The sequence below is a fragment of the Microbacterium cremeum genome, assembly GCF_015277855.1.
GTDB classification, from domain to species: Bacteria; Actinomycetota; Actinomycetes; order Actinomycetales; family Microbacteriaceae; genus Microbacterium; species Microbacterium cremeum.
In genome coordinates, this window is sequence record NZ_CP063812.1 from 3,130,663 (window position 1) to 3,147,007 (window position 16,345).

12 protein-coding genes are annotated in these 16,345 nt (G+C 72.8%); 8 read left to right on the plus strand and 4 right to left on the minus strand.

What is annotated here, in order from left to right; all coding sequences use genetic code 11:
* Position 1: 1 nt before the first annotated feature.
* Entirely contained in the window at positions 2-1,072 is a 1,071-nt protein-coding gene (locus IM778_RS14130; protein WP_194409469.1) for a threonine aldolase family protein, read from the plus strand.
* 169 nt (positions 1,073-1,241) lie between these two features.
* On the opposite strand, the gene IM778_RS14135 is transcribed toward IM778_RS14130, so the two are convergent.
* From IM778_RS14135 to IM778_RS14145, 3 genes are all read right to left on the minus strand, one after another.
* Positions 1,242-2,999, minus strand: a complete 1,758-nt coding sequence (locus IM778_RS14135; protein ID WP_194409470.1) for a coiled-coil domain-containing protein — start codon at positions 2,997-2,999, stop codon at positions 1,242-1,244.
* Between the two features lie 280 nt (positions 3,000-3,279).
* A complete protein-coding gene (locus tag IM778_RS14140) occupies positions 3,280-5,193 on the minus strand; it encodes a M3 family metallopeptidase (protein WP_194409471.1) in 1,914 nt (637 codons plus the stop codon).
* A gap of 40 nt (positions 5,194-5,233) precedes the next feature.
* Positions 5,234-5,821 carry an NUDIX hydrolase family protein gene (locus IM778_RS14145; RefSeq protein WP_194409472.1) on the minus strand — a complete coding sequence of 196 codons (588 nt, stop codon included), beginning with the start codon at positions 5,819-5,821 and terminating at the stop codon, positions 5,234-5,236.
* A gap of 98 nt (positions 5,822-5,919) precedes the next feature.
* On the opposite strand from IM778_RS14145, the gene IM778_RS14150 reads away from it, so the two are divergent.
* The 5 genes from IM778_RS14150 to IM778_RS14170 all read left to right on the plus strand — a co-directional run bounded on the left by IM778_RS14150 (position 5,920) and on the right by IM778_RS14170 (position 10,079).
* The gene (locus IM778_RS14150) at positions 5,920-6,540 is read left to right on the plus strand and encodes a hypothetical protein (RefSeq protein WP_194409473.1); all 621 of its coding nucleotides are present in this window, start codon (positions 5,920-5,922) and stop codon (positions 6,538-6,540) included.
* Positions 6,541-6,649: 109 nt separating this feature from the next.
* Positions 6,650-7,078, plus strand: coding sequence for a CHRD domain-containing protein (locus tag IM778_RS14155; RefSeq protein ID WP_194409474.1), 429 nt, complete (start codon positions 6,650-6,652; stop codon positions 7,076-7,078).
* 34 nt (positions 7,079-7,112) lie between these two features.
* Positions 7,113-7,781 (plus strand): alpha/beta hydrolase, encoded by a 669-nt coding sequence (locus IM778_RS14160; protein WP_194409475.1) that lies wholly within the window; start codon positions 7,113-7,115, stop codon positions 7,779-7,781.
* A gap of 273 nt (positions 7,782-8,054) precedes the next feature.
* Entirely contained in the window at positions 8,055-9,773 is a 1,719-nt protein-coding gene (locus IM778_RS14165) for an ABC-F family ATP-binding cassette domain-containing protein (protein WP_194409476.1), read from the plus strand.
* A gap of 123 nt (positions 9,774-9,896) precedes the next feature.
* Positions 9,897-10,079 (plus strand): PspC domain-containing protein, encoded by a 183-nt coding sequence (locus IM778_RS14170; RefSeq protein ID WP_194409477.1) that lies wholly within the window; start codon positions 9,897-9,899, stop codon positions 10,077-10,079.
* A gap of 19 nt (positions 10,080-10,098) precedes the next feature.
* Here IM778_RS14170 and IM778_RS14175 read toward each other — a convergent pair whose 3' ends face one another.
* On the minus strand, positions 10,099-10,554 hold the full coding sequence (locus tag IM778_RS14175; protein WP_194409478.1) for a hypothetical protein: 456 nt from the start codon (positions 10,552-10,554) through the stop codon (positions 10,099-10,101).
* Between the two features lie 110 nt (positions 10,555-10,664).
* On the opposite strand from IM778_RS14175, the gene IM778_RS14180 reads away from it, so the two are divergent.
* Both IM778_RS14180 and IM778_RS14185 read left to right on the plus strand, forming a co-directional pair.
* Positions 10,665-15,542 carry an Lhr family ATP-dependent helicase gene (locus IM778_RS14180; RefSeq protein WP_194409479.1) on the plus strand — a complete coding sequence of 1,626 codons (4,878 nt, stop codon included), beginning with the start codon at positions 10,665-10,667 and terminating at the stop codon, positions 15,540-15,542.
* Positions 15,535-16,323 (plus strand): Fpg/Nei family DNA glycosylase, encoded by a 789-nt coding sequence (locus tag IM778_RS14185; protein WP_194409480.1) that lies wholly within the window; start codon positions 15,535-15,537, stop codon positions 16,321-16,323. The genes IM778_RS14180 and IM778_RS14185 overlap by 8 nt, the downstream gene beginning before the upstream one ends.
* Positions 16,324-16,345: the final 22 nt, after the last annotated feature.

Genomic DNA, 16,345 nt, shown 5'->3' on the forward strand with positions numbered 1-16,345 from the left:
CGTGACCACGATCCACGACCCGAACCTGCGCGGCTTCGCCTCCGACAACTACTCCGGCATCCACCCCGAGGTGCTCGCGGCCATCGCCGCCGCCAACGACGGCCACCAGGTCGCCTACGGAGAGGACGTCTACACCGAGCGACTGCAGGAGGTGTTCGCCCGGCACTTCGGCGAGGGCGTCGAGGCGTACCCGGTCTTCAACGGCACCGGTGCGAACGTCGTGGGCCTGCAGTCCATGCTCCCGCGGTGGGGCGCGGTGATCGCGGCGGGCACGGCGCACATCAACGTCGACGAGGGCGGTGCGCCCGAGCGGGTCGCGGGCATCAAGCTCCTCACCATCCCGACCGACGACGGCAAGCTCACGCCCGAGCTCATCGACCGCGAGGCGTGGGGCTGGGGCGATGAGCACCGCGCGCAGCCGCTCGTCGTGTCGATCACGCAGTCCACCGAGCTCGGCACTCTGTACAGCGTCGACGAGATCGCCGCGATCGCCGACCACGCCCACAGCCTCGGCATGAACGTGCACCTGGACGGGTCGCGCATCGCGAACGCCGCGGCATCCCTCGGCGTGCCCTTCCGCGCGTTCACGCGCGACGTCGGCGTCGACGTGCTGAGCTTCGGCGGAACCAAGAACGGCGCGATGCTCGGCGAGGCCGTCGTCGTGCTGAACCCCGAGGCGTCGCGGGGTCTGAAGTTCCTGCGCAAGCTCGACATGCAGCTCGCCTCGAAGATGCGCTTCGTGTCGGCGCAGCTGCTCGCGCTGCTCGAGGGCGACCTGTGGCTGCGCAACGCCTCGCATTCCAACGCGATGGCGCAGCGTCTGCGCGCGGGCGTCGAAGCGGGGCTCGCCGACGGCTCGATCCGCGGCGTCGCCTTCACGCAGCCGACGCAGGCCAACGGCGTGTTCGCGACCCTGCCCGACGGCGTCGCCGACCGCCTGCGCGCGTCGTTCCGCTTCTACGACTGGGATGCCGCGAAGAACGAGGTGCGCTGGATGTGCAGCTTCGACACGTCCGAGAACGACATCGACGCCTTCATCGCCGCGATCGCCCGCGAGACGTCGGCCGCCTGACCGCGAGCCTCCGGTCGCCCCTCGAAGGACGCTCCAGCGCCCGAGACAGAACGCCCCACCACCGGTCGTTGAGCGAGCGTCAGCGAGCGAGACGAAACGCCGTGAGCCGCCGGTCTGCGCCGGGTTCGGAGCGTTCGACTCGCTTCGCTCGCTCAACGCCCGATAGGACTTACGAGTCCGCCGGCTCGGACGCCTCGGCCGGGGCGCCGGTGGCTGCGTCGATCTCGGCATCCGCCGACTCGCTCTGCTCGACCAGTTCGGCGAGTTCGGCGTCGACATCGTCCGCCGACACGTCGTCGGGCGACGACTCCTGGGGCACGGCCTCGACATCGGACTCGACGTCGGACTCGGCCTCGATCTCGGACTCGTCGGCCCCAGCCTCACCGGAGGCGTCGGGGGCGGCATCCGTCGTCGTCTCGACGTGCTCCTCGACGTCGACGTCACCCTCGGCGTCGGCCTCGTCCGTCGCCGAGTCGGCGTCGATCGCGACCTCAGACGCCTCGCGCGGCTCGTCGGCGAGGACGGATGCCTCGGCGGCGGTGTCCGCGGCGGGCGCGGCATCCGTCCCGTCGTCCTCGGCAGGCGCGAGGGGCGCCTCGGGACGGATGAGCTCCTTCACCTCGGCCATGAAGCTCGTGAGCTGATGCTGCTGCCAGCGCAGCTGGCGGGTGCGGTCCTCGGCATCGCGAAGCACCGCCTGCGAGTGCGTCGTGACGAGCTCCATGATGCGCTGCGCCTTCGCACGCGCCTGGTCGAGGTGATCGCGGGCGCGCATCGCGGCGTCGGCCTCGATCTGCTGCGCCTGCGCCCGGACGAGCCGCTCGAAGTCGTCGGCCTTCGCCGACACGCGCTGCGCGTGCTCGAGCGACGCGGCGACCTGCTCGTTGGCGTCCTGCGTGATGCGCTCGGCGTGGGCGACGGCCTGATTGTGCAGCACGAGGAACTCCTGGTGCGCGTCGTCCTGACGGCGGCTGAGGGATGCCTCGAACTCCAGCGCGCGCACGCGCAGCTCGCGCACCGCCTCCTCGGCCTCCGAACGGTCGCGCGCGGTCTCGCGCGCCACCATCGACCGCAGCGCCGCCGCGCCCTTCTCGGCCTCGGAACGGATCGCGGCCGCCTCGCGCTCCGCCTGCGCCACCTTCTCGGCGGCGTGCGCGGCCTCCCGCTCGATGCGCGCCTGGTGCGCCGTCAGCTCGGTGTCGATCCGCAGGCGCACCTGCTGAGCCTCGTGCTGGGCCTGCGAGACGATGCCGTCCGCCTCGGCCTGCGCCGAGCGGCGGCGGTTGTCGACCTCCTCGCGCGCGGCTTCGAGCAGACGGTCGCCCTGCACGGTCGCGTTGCGGATGAGGACGCTCGCCTGGTCTTCGGCGACGCGCAGGATCTCTTCGAACTGAGGGCGGCCCGCCGATTCGGTCGAGGCGCCGATCAGCTCTTCGCTGAGCGCCTGGACCTGCTGCTCGGCATGAGCCGTCTGGGCGGCCGCGGCGGCCAGTTCCGCGCGCAGGCGCTCGACCTCCTCGCCCTCCTGGGAGCGCGAGACCGCGAACTGCTCCTTCAGCCGCTCGATCTCGTCACGGTGCCGGGCCTCGATCTCGGCGAGCTGCGCGCGCAGCTGGTCGGCCTCGCCGCCGCCCTGCGTCCTGGCGGCATCGAGCTCGGCCTCGAGCCGCTCCGCCTTGGCGCGGCTCTGCGCCACGGCAGCGCCCGCGCGGCGCTGGTGCTGCTTGAGCTGGGCGACCTCGTCCCCGGCGGCGCGGATGCGCGCGTTCAGCCCGGCGATCGCCGCGTCGACCTCGTCCTTGTCGTAGCCGCGGAACGCCGTCGCGAAGGCCGCACCGAACGACGTCGTCGCGGTGTCGCCGATCAGGCTGTCGAACGGATGGGGGGCCTCGGGGGTGCCTTCGGCCGGTGCGGCGTTGTCGGACATGTGCGTCTCCGGTTCTCTCAGAGTTGTGGGACCACAAGCGCGAGGGCGTCCTCCGCGCTGTGCTGCCGAGGGCGGAGCCGACGACGCTCACCGCGCAAAGGCACGCTCCAGGACGACACCGGGGGGGGATCGTGTCGCAGGATGTCTGCGCTTCGGGGGTAGGTCGAAGGATACCTCCCCCGTCTATGTCTCGGAAACACTCCGGGATCCGGCCCTTCGCGCTTCTTCTGCAGGAGTGCGGCGTCGCTCCGAGCGGTGCTGCGAGACCCGGGAGGAGCCGTCACCCGCCGGCGAGCCACCGGCGGTAGGCGTCGAAGGACGACGGCCGACCCAGGAAGGCCTCCACCATGTCTTTCGCGTCGCGCGATCCTCCACGCTCGAGCACCTCGGTGCGGTAGCGACGCGCGGCCTGCGGGTCCATGAGCCCGTTCCGGAACCCGCTCAGCAGATCGCGCGCGATGACGAGGCTCCACTGGTACGTGTAGTAGCACGCGCCGTAGCCGGTGAGATGACCGAACCCCGCATAGGGGTGCAGACCGGGCAGCGGCTGGACCGGGCTCGTCGAGGAGTAGAGCCGCTCGGTCTCGCCCTGCAGGTCGGCCGGCCGGTCGACGTGCAGGTGGTACGAGACGTTGGCGTGACCCAGCTGACGGCGGACCTCCAGCGCACGGCCGAACGCGTCGGCCGTGCGCATGCGCGCGACGAGGTCGGCCGGGATGGGCGCCCCGCCCGCGTCGGCCGTGAAGGACGCCAGCACGTCCGCGTCCCACGCCCACTCCTCGAGGAGCTGGCTCGGCGCCTCGACGAAGTCCCACTCGGACTGCACGCCCGAGAAGCGGGCGAACCGCTGCCGACCGCCCAGGATCTCGTGCACGAGGTGCCCGAACTCGTGGAAGAACGTCACGACCTCGTCGTGCTCGAGCAGACCGCGCGAGAAGTTGCACAGGAGCGCGGCCTCGGGAAGGACGCGGCCGCGCACGCCTGGCGCCAGCGGGAAGCACGCCGCGTGACTGAACTTGCCGTCGCGCGGATGCAGATCGAGATGGATGCGACCGATGCGCAGCCCGTCGCGCACCACGTCGTAGGAGCGCACGTCCTCGTGCCATGTCGGCATGTCGACGGGCACGTACTCGACGTCGAGCAGTCGCCCGGTGACCTCGAGCACGCCCTCCACCACGCGCTCGAACGGGAAGTACGAGCGCACGAGCTGGGGGTCGACGCCGTGGCGCTCCGCCTTCAGCACGCTCAGCAGGTGCCAGAAGTCCGCGATCGTGACGGTGTCGGCATCGGGCACGTCGCGCCGCAGCCGCTCCAGCAGCAGCGGGTACTCGGCCTCGGCCGCCTCGCGGGAGGCCTCGTCGAGGCGAGCCAGGAAGACCGGGATCTGCGCGCCGCCCCCGATCATGCGCGTCTCGGTCTCGTAGTCCGCCCAGTCCGGGTAGCCCAGCAGACGGGCGCGTTCGGCCCGCACCTCGACCAGCTCCGCGAGCACCGGCTCGTTCTCTGGCCACGCCATGTCGTTGTAGGCGCTCACGAGGGCGACACGGGTCGCGCGGTCGGTCGCGTACTCGCGCACCGGCATGAGGTCGGGGTAGTCGGTCGTCAACGTCACGAGGCCCCGCTCGTCGGCCGGGTGCGCGTCGACGAAGTCCTGCGGCAGCCCGGCGAGCCCGGCGAGCGGCACCGTCACCTCGCGGCGTCCTTCTCGGATGTTCCGCGAGAAGGCGAGCGACAGCTCGGTGTCGCGGTCGGCGAGCTGCCGGACGCGCTCGCGCTCGGCATCCGTCAGCTCCACTCCCCCGCGCCGGAAGTCGCGGAGCAGATGCTCCAGCAGTCGTGCCTCGTCGGCGTCGAGGCCGTCCGCGGGGGTGTCGGCGAACGCGCGCCAGAGTTCGCGGTCGAGCAGCCGCGACGCCGCCACCGACTCGACCGCCTGCACCTGCTCCTCGGCGATGGCCCGCACCGACGCGTCGGGATGCGCCTCGCTCACCACGTACGCCTGGCTGAGAGCCTCGTGCAGTGCGATGTCGGCGTCGTTCCACAGCTCGAGACGCTCGACTGTCGTCAGTCCCGGCTCGGTCCTCAGCCGGGCATCGACCTCGGCGACGCGGGCCAGCCGCTCGGCAGGGCGGTCGGCGGCGAAGGCGGCCCAGCCTGCGGCATCGGTCGGGAACGGCAGCGGCTCGATGGTCACCGTCCGAGCCTATTGCCGCGCCGCGACATCGCGTCGAGCGTCAGGGCAGCGCGCCGACGCTCGCGAGCGCGAGACGGATGAGCGTGCCGCGCCCGCCCTCCATCTCGGCGGAGAGCGCGTCGGATGCCGCTTCCGCGGGCGTGAGCCACGTCACCTCGAGCGCATCCTGGCGCGGCTCGCACGTGCCGGTGACGGGAACGACGAACGCGAGCGACACGGCGTGCTGCCGGTCGTCGTGGAACGCGCTCACACCCGGCAGCGGGAAGTACTCGGCGACCGTGAAGGGCACCGGCTGCGGAGGGAGCATCGGGAACGCCATCGGGCCGAGATCGTTCTCGAGGTGACGGAACAGCGCGTCGCGCACCGTCTCGCCGTAGCGCACCCTGCCCGACACGATCGTGCGGGTGATCTCGCCCACCGGGGTGGCGCGCAGCAGGATGCCGATCTCGGTGACCTGGCCCATGCCGTCGGTGCGCACCGGAATGCCCTCGACGTACAGCATGGGCAGCCGCCGGCGGGCCTCTTCGAGCTCGATGTCGCTGAGCCAGGCGGGGTTCGAGACGTTCCCGGACGGCGGGCCGAACGGCTCGTCGCCCGCCGGCTCGGGGTCGGGGGTGCGCACGGACATGCCTCCTGTATACCCCTTCGCCCGGCGTTGCGGTCGCGCCACTGCCACATGCGGGGCTGTCGTCAGTACGCTGACTCCCATCCGGATCGGAGGACGAGATGAACGCAGAGCCTGACAGCCGCTTCACCCGCATCCAGGACGTCGTCGGTGTGTTCCTGCTCTCGATCACGGCGGTCCTCACCGCGTGGTGCGGCTTCGAGTCGTCGAAGTGGGGCGGCGAGATGTCGATCGCGTTCAGCCAGGCCTCGTCCTCCCGGATCCAGGCGGCCAGCGCCGCGGGAGAGGCCCGCTCGGCCGAGCAGTTCGACCTCACCGTCTACGCGCAATGGGTCGTCGCCACCGCCGACGGCAAGACCGAGCTGGCCCAGTACATCGAGGATCGCTTCACGCCGCATTTCGCCACCGCCTTCGACGCGTGGCAGGACGATGGAATGGCAGAGAACGGCCCCTTCGCCCGGGAGGAGTACGTTCCGCCCGGACAGGTCGAGGCCGAAGAGCTCAACGCCCGCGCCGACGCCAAGTTCGCCGAGGCCCTCGCCGACAATCAGCGCGGCGACAACTACTCCCTCCTCACGGTGCTCTTCGCACTGGTGCTGTTCCTCACCGCGATGTCTCAGCGCGATGTCAAGACGTGGATCGGGCGCGCCCTCCTCGGCCTGGCGATCGCGGTCGACATCGTCGCGATCGTCATCCTCTTCACGTTCCCGATCAAGATCTGAGGCGCGTCCCACGCGTGCGGTGCACGCCTTGTCGCGGACCGGGTCCGGGCGTAGCGTGCGAGCTGCCGGCCCATCCCGGCGCCGGCCCGACAGGAAGTGAGGACACACCATGCGCAAAGCCACTCGCGCCGCGCTCGCCACGGCGGCGATCGCGGTGCTGGCTTTCGGAGGGGGCGCCGCCGCCAGCGCGGCACCGGCGATACCCGTCAACAACGGTCAGGAGACCACGGGCGCCGAGGGCGGCGCACACGGGTTCTTCTCGTACACGATCGACGGCGACGAGTTCTGCTACACGCTCGAGGTCGAGGGGCTGACGGCGCCCGCCGTCGCCGCCCACATCCACGTCGCACCGCGAAAGGTCGCGGGGCCGATCGTGGTGCCGCTGATCGTCCCGAACGCGACGACGTTCGACATCAGCGGATGCACGACCGCCGATCCCGCCGTGCTCGCGGCGATCGCCGCGAATCCGCGGGACTACTACGTGAACGTCCACACGCCCACGTACCCCGGCGGTGAGGTGCGCGGCCAGCTGAAGTGACGACGACGTCCGAGCGGCGAGGCAGGATGGAGGCGTGAGTCCGCACGAGCCTCTCGATTCCGATGCCGTCCTGTGGTCGGCCGAGCCCGCGGAGCGAGCCGGCCGGCCGCTGCTGGTGCTGCTCCACGGCTACGGGGCCGACGAGCGCGATCTGTTCGCCCTCGCGCCGCACCTGCCCGGCGATTTCGTCGTCGCGGCCGTCCGCGCACCGCTCGCTCCGCCGTTCCCGGCCCCCGGGTATTCGTGGTTTCCCATCGAGGGCCTCGAGAGCAGGGATGCCGCGCACGTCACGTCCGCGGCGCACCGGCTCGTCGCCTGGACGGATGCCGCGGCCGGCGCGTCCGACCGCATCGGCCTCCTCGGCTTCTCGCAGGGCGGTGCCGTCGCCCTGCAGGCGATGCGCCTCGAGCCGCAGCGATACCGGTTCGCGGTGAACCTCTCGGGCTATGTCACGCCGGGCGGACTGCCCCGCGACGCCGAGCTCGCCGACCGCCGCCCGCCCGTCTTCTGGGGACGCGGCACCCATGACGACGTCATCCCGCCCTTCCTCGTCGAGCACTCGACCCAGTGGCTTCCCGACCACGTCGACCTCAGCGGGCGCGTGTACCCGGGACTCACCCACAGTGTCTCGGAGCAGGAGCTCGCCGATGTCGTGACCTTCCTCGACAAGCAGCTGGAGCAGCTCGCCGACGACGCCGGCTGACCTTGCGGCCGCAGCGCCTGTTCCGCGGCGGGGCGGCATCCGCTATCGTGGCTGTCGGCCTTTGTCCCCCGAGGTGAGGAACTCCCTTGAAGCTGATCGACGCGACCGCGCTGTAATCGCGCTGCTCCGTCGTTCCTCGACGCCTCAGCGCTCCATGATTCCGCGCTGGCGTCGATCGGCCGTTCCGGCCCCGGTCTTCTGAGCCCGTCATCGGGCGCGATCCCGGGCATGCCACGGCTCCGGTGTCAGCGCATGACTGACTCAGGAGGCCTCATGCCTGCACACACCCTCACCCCATCGATCGTCCTCGATCGCGTCTCGTTCTCGTGGCCCGACGGCACGGTGGCGCTCTCCGACCTCTCCGGGTCGTTCGGCACCGGCCGCACCGGACTCGTCGGCCGCAACGGCTCGGGCAAGTCGACGCTGCTGCGTCTCATCGCCGGCGAGCTCACGCCGTCGACGGGCCGCATCACGGCGACGAACGCCCTCGACCCTTCCGGAGCGCCCCGGTCCGTGGGCCCGGTCGCGTACCTTCCGCAGCGGCTGACGCTCGACGTCGACCGACCCGTGGCCGACCTGCTCGGCGTCGGCGCGCCGTTGCGCGCGCTGCGCGCGATCGAGTCGGGCGACCCCGACCCGCGTCACTTCGACGCGGTCGGGTCGGACTGGGACATCGAGGCGCGCGCGCACGCCGCCCTCGCCGAAGCCGGGCTCGCGCCCGACATGCTGGACCGCTCCGTGGGTCAGCTCTCGGGCGGCGAGGCGGTGCTGACCGCGGTCGCCGGCATCCGTCTCGGGGCAGCGCCCATCGCCCTGCTCGACGAGCCGACCAACAACCTCGACCGCGACGCCCGCGCGCGCCTGCACGAGATGGTGCGATCGTGGCGGGGCGCGCTCGTCGTGGTCAGTCACGACACGGCGCTGCTCGAGCTGATGGACGACACCGCCGAGCTGTACGACAGCGAGCTGTCGGTGTTCGGCGGTCCGTACTCCCAGTGGCGGGCATGGCTGGATGCCGAGCAGGGCGCTGCGCGCGATGCCGAGCGCGCCGCCAAACAGGCGGTGCGCCGCGAGAAGCGGCAGCGCATCGAGGCCGAGACGACGATCGCGCGTCGCGCCGCGATGGGCCGGAAGGCCCAGCTCGAGAAGCGGGTGCCCAAGATCGTCGCGGGCGGCCGGAAGATGGCTGCCCAGGTCTCGGCCGGCAAGCTCCGCGGCGAGAAGGCCGACCGGGAGGCGAGTGCTCGCGAGGTGCTGGACGCCGCCGAGCGCCGCGTCCGCGACGACGACACCGTCAGGATCGACCTGCCCGACCCGGGGGTTCCGGCGTCGCGCCGCATCGCGACCATCGGCGACGGCGAGCGCTCGTGGATCGTCCAGGGCCCCGAACGGGTGGGCCTGATCGGGCCGAACGGCGCCGGCAAGACGACGCTCCTCGAGACGCTGGTGGCCGGAGCCGTCCCGCACGCAGGGTCGGCACGCACGAGTCGCGGGTACGAGCCCGGAATCGCGCCCCTCCCCAGCCGTGAAGGCTCGCCGATCCTGACGACGGTACGGGCGGAGCTGCACACGGACCGCGTCGGGTACCTGCCGCAGCGGGTCGACGGGCTCGACGACGCGGCGTCGGTGCTCGAAGTGGTCGCCGCGGCGGCGCCCGACGTCGGCACGGTCGAGTTGCGCAACCGCCTCGCGCGGTTCCTCATCCGGGGCGCCGCCGTGCAGCGCCCGGTCGAGACGCTGTCGGGCGGCGAGCGCTTCCGCGTCGCGCTCGCGCGGCTCATGCTCGCCGATCCGCCGCCGCAGCTGCTGGTGTTCGACGAGCCGACGAACAACCTCGACCTCGACACGGTCGACCAGCTGGTCGCCGCCCTCGCCGCCTACCGCGGCGCGGTTCTGGTGGTCAGCCACGACGACGCGTTCCTGCAGCGCATCGGCGTCTCGCTCGTCCTCGCACTCGACCGCGACGGCACGCTCACCCAGACGCAGCTGTAGCACGCGGGCGCGGGGCCGCGGCATCCGTTCTCCGGAAAGGGGCGGATGCCGCGGCTCGCGCCCGGGACGATCCGGGGGCCTGCACCCCTGCGCCGAGACCTCGCGCGGCGGGATGATGGAGCCATGAACGCACTCGTGAGGCCTCAGAGAGGCAGATTGATCGCCGGTGTCTGCGCCGCCGTCGCGGCACGGTTCGGCTGGAACGTCACCCTGGTGCGCATCCTCACCGTGATCGCGGTCGTCGTCTTCGGCCTGTCGCTGTGGGCGTACATCCTGCTGTGGATCGTGGTCCCGAGCGAGCGCTGAACCGCCTCCGGCGCCCGGCTCAGGGCTTCTTCGGGTCTTTCGTGCGGCCGGGGGCCGTGCCGCTGTTGCCCGGGCCCGTCGGCGGCTCCTCCCCCACGACGGGCGGCGGGCTCTCAACGGGATCCGGCTCCGGCGGGACGGGCGGCTCGGTCACCGGCTCGTCGGGTGCGGCATCCGTCGGCGTCGTCGCCTCGACGGTCGGCGTGGGGGTCGGCGTCGGAGTAGGGGTGACGCGCGGCGTGACGCGCGCCTCGGACGCGGGAGCCGGCTCGGGAAGAGCGGGCGGCCGATCGTCGGATGCCGCGAAGATCGACGAGACCACGACCACGAGCGAGAGCCCGAGCGCGCCGCACAGCGCGCCCAGACCGAACGTCTGGGTCCGACGGGAGCGCAGCCAGGGTCGGTGGAGCGCCGGGTTGGTGCGGCGGGTGAGCGGAGCAGGGTTCTCGGGCCCGCTCGAAGGCGTCGGTGGCATCACGGTCCTCGGCAGAGACGCGTGCGGGGGGACACACGCGATTCGGAGCATACGCGATCGGCCTGGACCAGGCCCACCCCGATGTCGCCGATCCCGACCAAGATGGAGGCATGGGCGACGTCCTCGAGCGGTTCGGTCCTGCGACGCAGGACTGGTTCCGCGGCGCGTTTGCCGCCCCCACGAACGCCCAGACCGGCGCGTGGGAGGCGATCTCGGCCGGCAAGCACGCGCTGGTGGTCGCTCCCACCGGGTCGGGCAAGACGTTGTCGGCCTTCCTGTGGTCGATCGACCGGCTGTTCCACGAGAAGCCGGTCCGTCCCGACGGCGCCGCGAAGCGCAGACGGGATGCCGGATCCCCCGCGACCCGCGTGCTCTACATCTCTCCGCTCAAGGCGCTGGGCGTCGACGTCGAGCGCAACCTCCGGTCGCCGCTGGTCGGCATCGGGCAGTCCGCGCGGCGCCTGGGTGTCGCGGTGCCCGACGTCACGGTGGGCGTGCGGTCGGGCGACACGCCGTCGGGCGATCGCCGCAAGCTCGTGCAGAACCCGCCCGACATCCTCATCACGACACCCGAGTCGCTGTATCTGATGCTCACGAGCCAGGCGGGCGAGACGCTGCGCGACGTGCACACGGTCATCGTCGACGAGGTGCACGCGGTCGCCGCCACCAAGCGCGGCGCGCACCTGGCGGTGAGCCTCGAGCGCCTCGACGCATTGCGGCGCGCGCACGATCCCGGGGCTGCGCCGGCGCAGCGGATCGGCCTGTCGGCGACCGTGCGCCCCATCGACGAGGTGGCGCGGTTCCTCGGCGGCGCCGAACCCGTCGAGATCGTGGCACCGCGCGCGTCGAAGGCGTTCGACATGCGGGTCGTGGTGCCGATCGACGACATGCTGAATCCGCCGCCCCCGCCGAGCCCGTACCGGTCCGGCGACGAAGAACCGGTCGCCGCGCCCGGCGACGCCGAAGCATCCGACGCCGACGAGGCGCCGGTCGACGAGGACTGGTTCGCCGACGGCTCGGCCGGCGGCGGTCGCCGGGCATCGGGGGCGCCCGAGACCGCGGTCACCGGCTCGGTGTGGCCGCACGTCGAAGAGGCGATCGTCGACCGCATCCTGCAGCATCGCTCCACGATCGTCTTCTGCAACTCCCGGCGGCTCGCCGAGCGGCTGACCGGGCGGCTCAACGAGATCTACTCCGAGCGGCTCGGGCTCGAGCTGCCCGCCGATCGGCAGGCGCAGGAACCGCGGAGAATGCCGGCCGCGATGATGGCGCAGGCCGGGGCGACGGCCGGCGCCGAGCCGGTGCTGGCGAAGGCGCATCACGGTTCGGTGTCGAAGGAGCAGCGGGCGCAGGTCGAGGAGGAGCTCAAGTCCGGTGCGCTGCGCTGCGTCGTGGCGACCTCGAGCCTCGAGCTCGGCATCGACATGGGCGCGGTCGACCTCGTGATCCAGGTCGAGGCGCCGCCGAGCGCGGCATCGGGTCTGCAGCGCATCGGCCGCGCCGGGCACCAGGTCGGCGAGGTGAGCCGGGCGGCCCTGTTCCCCAAGCATCGCGGCGACGTGCTGCACACCGCGATCGTCACCGAGCGCATGCTCGCGGGGCAGATCGAGGCGATCGCGGTGCCGCAGAACCCGCTCGACATCCTGGCGCAGCACACGGTGGCCGCGGCATCCGTCGGCCCTGTCGACGTCGAGGGCTGGTACGAGACGCTCAAGCGCAGCGCGCCCTTCCGCTCGTTGCCCCGCTCGGCGTACGAGGCGACGCTCGACCTCATCGCGGGCCGGTTCCCCTCCGACGAGTTCGCCGAGCTGCGGCCGCGCGTCGTATGGGACCGCGACCTCGGCGTCCTCACCGGCCGGCCCGGATCGCAGCGCATCGCGGTCACGAGCGGAGGGACGATCCCCGACCGGGGGCTCTTCGGCGTCTTCGTCGCGGGCGAGTCGCAGAACGCGCGCGTGGGCGAGCTCGACGAAGAGATGGTGTACGAGTCCCGCGTCAACGACGTGTTCACGCTGGGCACGACCAGCTGGCGCATCGTCGAGATCACCCACGACCGCGTCAACGTCATCCCGGCGTTCGGGCAGCCGGGCAAGGTGCCCTTCTGGCACGGCGACGGCATCGGCCGGCCCGCCGAGCTCGGCGAGGCGCTGGGCAGGTTCTCGCGCGAGGTGTCGACCGCGAAGCCCGGTAGAGCCGACGAGCGCCTGCGCGAGGCGGGCCTCGACGAGTACGCGCGCGACAACCTGCTGGCCTACCTCGCCGAGCAGCGCGAGGCCACCGGCACGCTGCCGACCGACCGGCAGCTCACCGTCGAACGCGGCCGCGACGAGGTCGGCGACTGGCGCGTCATCCTCCATTCCCCGTACGGCATGCAGGTGCACGCGCCCTGGGCGCTGGCGGTGAACGCGCGCATCCGCGAGCGATTGGGCGTCGACGGCTCCGCGGTCGCGAGCGATGACGGCATCATCGCGCGGATTCCGGATGCCGCGGCCGAACCTCCCGGCGCCGACCTGTTCGTGTTCGATCCCGACGAGCTCGACCAGCTCGTGACCGAGGAGGTCGGCGGCTCGGCGCTGTTCGCCTCGAGGTTCCGCGAGTGCGCGGCGCGCGCGCTGCTCATGCCGCGGCGCAACCCCGGCAAGCGCACGCCGCTGTGGCAGCAGCGGCAGCGGTCGGCGCAGCTGCTGGAGGTGGCGCGGCGCTACCCGACGTTCCCGATCATCCTCGAGACGCTCCGCGAGGTGCTGCAGGACGTCTATGACGTGCCGTCGCTGCTGCGGCTCATGCGCGGCATCGGCGACCGGCGCATCCGCCTCATCGAGACCGAGCCGGCCCAGCCGTCTCCGTTCGCGCGCGACCTGCTGTTCGGGTACGTCGGCGCCTTCATGTACGAGGGCGACTCCCCGCTCGCCGAACGCCGGGCAGCCGCCCTGTCGGTCGACCCGGCGCTGCTCGGCGAGCTGCTCGGCAAGGTCGAGATGCGCGAGCTGCTCGACCCCGACGTCATCGCTCAGTTCGAGCGCGAGGTGCAGCGGCTCGATCCCGACCGCCGCGCCCGCGGTCTCGAGGGCGTCGCCGACCTGCTGCGCCTGCTCGGGCCCCTCGATGCCGCCGAGGTGGCGGCGCGCCTCCAGCCTTCGGACGCCTCGGCACGCGGCGCGGATCCTGAGCCGGTCGACGAGCGCACAACGGCGGGCGAACAGACCGATCCCCCGAGCGACTCCGGGCACGCGACCGGGGCCGAGGCCGCCGGACTGCTCGACGAGCTCGTGTCGGCGCGGCGCGCGATCCCGGTGACGATCGCCGGCGTCACGCGCATCGCGGCGATCGAGGACGCCGGGCGCCTGCGCGACGCGCTCGGCGTGGCGCTGCCGGTCGGCATCCCGACCGCGTTCCTCGAACCCGTCGCCGATCCGCTCGGCGACCTCGTGGCCCGCTACGCGCGCACGCACGGTCCTTTCACGGCGGATGCCGCTGCCGAGCGTCTCGGCGTCGGCGTCGCGGTCGCCCGGCTCACGCTGCAGCGACTCGAGTCGCAGGGGCGCGTCACGAGCGGCTTCTTCCTCCCCGAGGGATCGGCGCCCGCGACAACCCGCACCGACGACGCCGAGTGGTGCGACACGGAGGTGCTGCGCCGGCTGCGGATGCGGTCGCTCGCGGCGATCCGCGGCAGCGTCGAGCCGGTCCCGCAGGACGCCTACGCCCGGTTCCTGCCGGTGTGGCAGCACGTCACACGGCCGCTCGAGGGGATCGACGGCGTCGCCGCCGTCGTCGAACAGCTGGCGGGCGTGCCGATCCCGGCGAGCGCATGGGAGTCGCTCGTGCTGCCCGCGCGCGTCGCGGACTACACGTCCGGCATGCTCGACGAGCTCACGTCGACCGGCGAGGTGGTGTGGTCCGGGCACGGCAGCCTCCCCGGCCGCGACGGCTGGATCGCGCTGCACCCCGTCGACGCCCTGCCGCTCACCCTCACGCAGCCCGACGCGGCCGACGACCCCGCGCCGGGGTCCCTCGACGCGCAGCTGCTCGCCGCGCTCGAGGGCGGCGGCGCCTACTTCGCGAGCCAGCTGCGGCAGACCGCCGGCGCCGAGAACGAGCAGTCCGTCGTCGAGGCGCTGTGGCGCCTGACATGGGCGGGCCGCGTCACGAACGACACGTTCGCACCCGTCCGCACCCTCGTCTCGGGCGGCTCGCAGGCGCACCGGGTGTCCAGGCGCACGCCGCGCGCACGCCTGTACCGCGGGGCGGCGGTGAGAGCGGTCGCCGCGGCGGTCCCTCCCCGTCCGCCCGCGATCGGCGGCCGGTGGTCTCTGCTCCCGGCGCCCGAGCCCGACGCGGCGCTGCGCGCGACGGCGTCGGCGAGCCTGCTGCTCGACCGGTACGGCGTGGTGACCCGCGGGGCGGTGCAAGCTGAGGGCGTGCCCGGCGGGTTCGCGCAGACCTATCGCGTGCTGGCGGGTTTCGAAGAGGCCGGGCACTGCCGTCGCGGCTACGTGATCGAGAAGCTCGGCGCGGCGCAGTTCGCGGCCTCGCCGACCGTCGACCGGCTGCGCGAGTTCGCAGGGCTGCCGGATCCGCCCCCGCTGCGTGCGGTCACGCTCGCGGCGACCGACCCGGCCAACCCGTACGGCGCCGCCCTCGCGTGGCCGGCGCTCGACGGCGTCGGGCATCGCCCCGGACGCAAGGCGGGCGCCCTCGTCGTCCTCGTCGACGGCGCACTGGCGCTGTACCTCGAGCGCGGAGGCAAGTCGGCCCTGGCGTTCACCGGCGACGAGGGAGTCCTCGCTGCCGCGACGCGAGACCTGGCGGCGACGGCTCGCGGCCGCCACCTCGACACCCTGACGATCGAGCAGGTCAACGGGGCGTTCGTGTACGGCACCACCGTCGGCCGTGCCCTGCGTGGAGCCGGCTTCGTCGAGTCGCCGCGCGGCCTCACGCTGCGCCGGCTCACCGCCGGCGATGCGCTGCGCGAGGGCGCTCGTGCCTGAGGGCGACACCGTCCACCGAACGGCCCGCCGGCTCGACGCCGTGCTCGCGGGCGCGACCGTGACGCGGTTCGAGCTGCGCGTGCCGCAGGCCGCGACCGTCGACCTCCGCGGCGAGACCGTGCACGGGGTTCGCGCGCGGGGCAAGCACCTACTCCACCGCATCGGCGAGGTCACGCTGCACTCGCATCTGAAGATGGAGGGCGAGTGGCACGTCTACCGCCGCGGCGAGCGATGGCGCGCGCCCGCCTTCCGGGCGCGCGCCGTCATCGGCGCGACGGCCGCCGGCGGCGCCGAGTGGGAGACGGTGGGCTTCGACCTCGCCGAGATCGCCGTCGTGCCCACGCGCGACGAGGATTCGCTCGTCGAGTACCTGGGGCCCGACCCGCTCGCCGACGACTGGGACCCTGCCGAGGCGGCGCGGCGCCTCGGCGCCGACACCCGCCCCGTGCACGTCGCACTGCAGGATCAGCGCAACATCGCCGGATTCGGCAACGAGTACGTCAACGAGATCCTGTTCGTGCGCGGCATCCTTCCCACCACCCCCGCGAACGAGACGGATGCCGCAGCCGTCGTGGATCTCGGCGCCCGCATGATCCGCGCCAACCGCGACCGCGTCGATCGCACCTTCACCGGCGACGCACGCCGCGGGCAGACGACCTGGGTGTACCGCCGCGAGGGGCGGCCGTGCCGCCGATGCGGCACGCTCATCCGCGGCGGCGCGCTGGGGGCCGACCCGAGCCGGGAGCGCATCGTGTTCTGGTGCCCGACCTGCCAGCAGTGACCGCCGGCCGTGGTTCATCACG

Excerpts from the sequence above, each read along its gene's own strand:
- IM778_RS14135 (WP_194409470.1), bottom strand. The coding sequence starts at position 2,999 with ATGTCCGACAACGCCGCACCGGCCGAAGGCACCCCCGAGGCCCCCCAT.
- IM778_RS14145 (WP_194409472.1), bottom strand. The coding sequence starts at position 5,821 with ATGTCCGTGCGCACCCCCGACCCCGAGCCGGCGGGCGACGAGCCGTTC.
- IM778_RS14150 (WP_194409473.1), top strand. The coding sequence starts at position 5,920 with ATGAACGCAGAGCCTGACAGCCGCTTCACCCGCATCCAGGACGTCGTC.
- IM778_RS14155 (WP_194409474.1), top strand. The coding sequence starts at position 6,650 with ATGCGCAAAGCCACTCGCGCCGCGCTCGCCACGGCGGCGATCGCGGTG.
- IM778_RS14165 (WP_194409476.1), top strand. The coding sequence starts at position 8,055 with ATGCCTGCACACACCCTCACCCCATCGATCGTCCTCGATCGCGTCTCG.
- IM778_RS14170 (WP_194409477.1), top strand. The coding sequence starts at position 9,897 with ATGAACGCACTCGTGAGGCCTCAGAGAGGCAGATTGATCGCCGGTGTC.
- IM778_RS14175 (WP_194409478.1), bottom strand. The coding sequence starts at position 10,554 with ATGCCACCGACGCCTTCGAGCGGGCCCGAGAACCCTGCTCCGCTCACC.
- IM778_RS14180 (WP_194409479.1), top strand. The coding sequence starts at position 10,665 with ATGGGCGACGTCCTCGAGCGGTTCGGTCCTGCGACGCAGGACTGGTTC.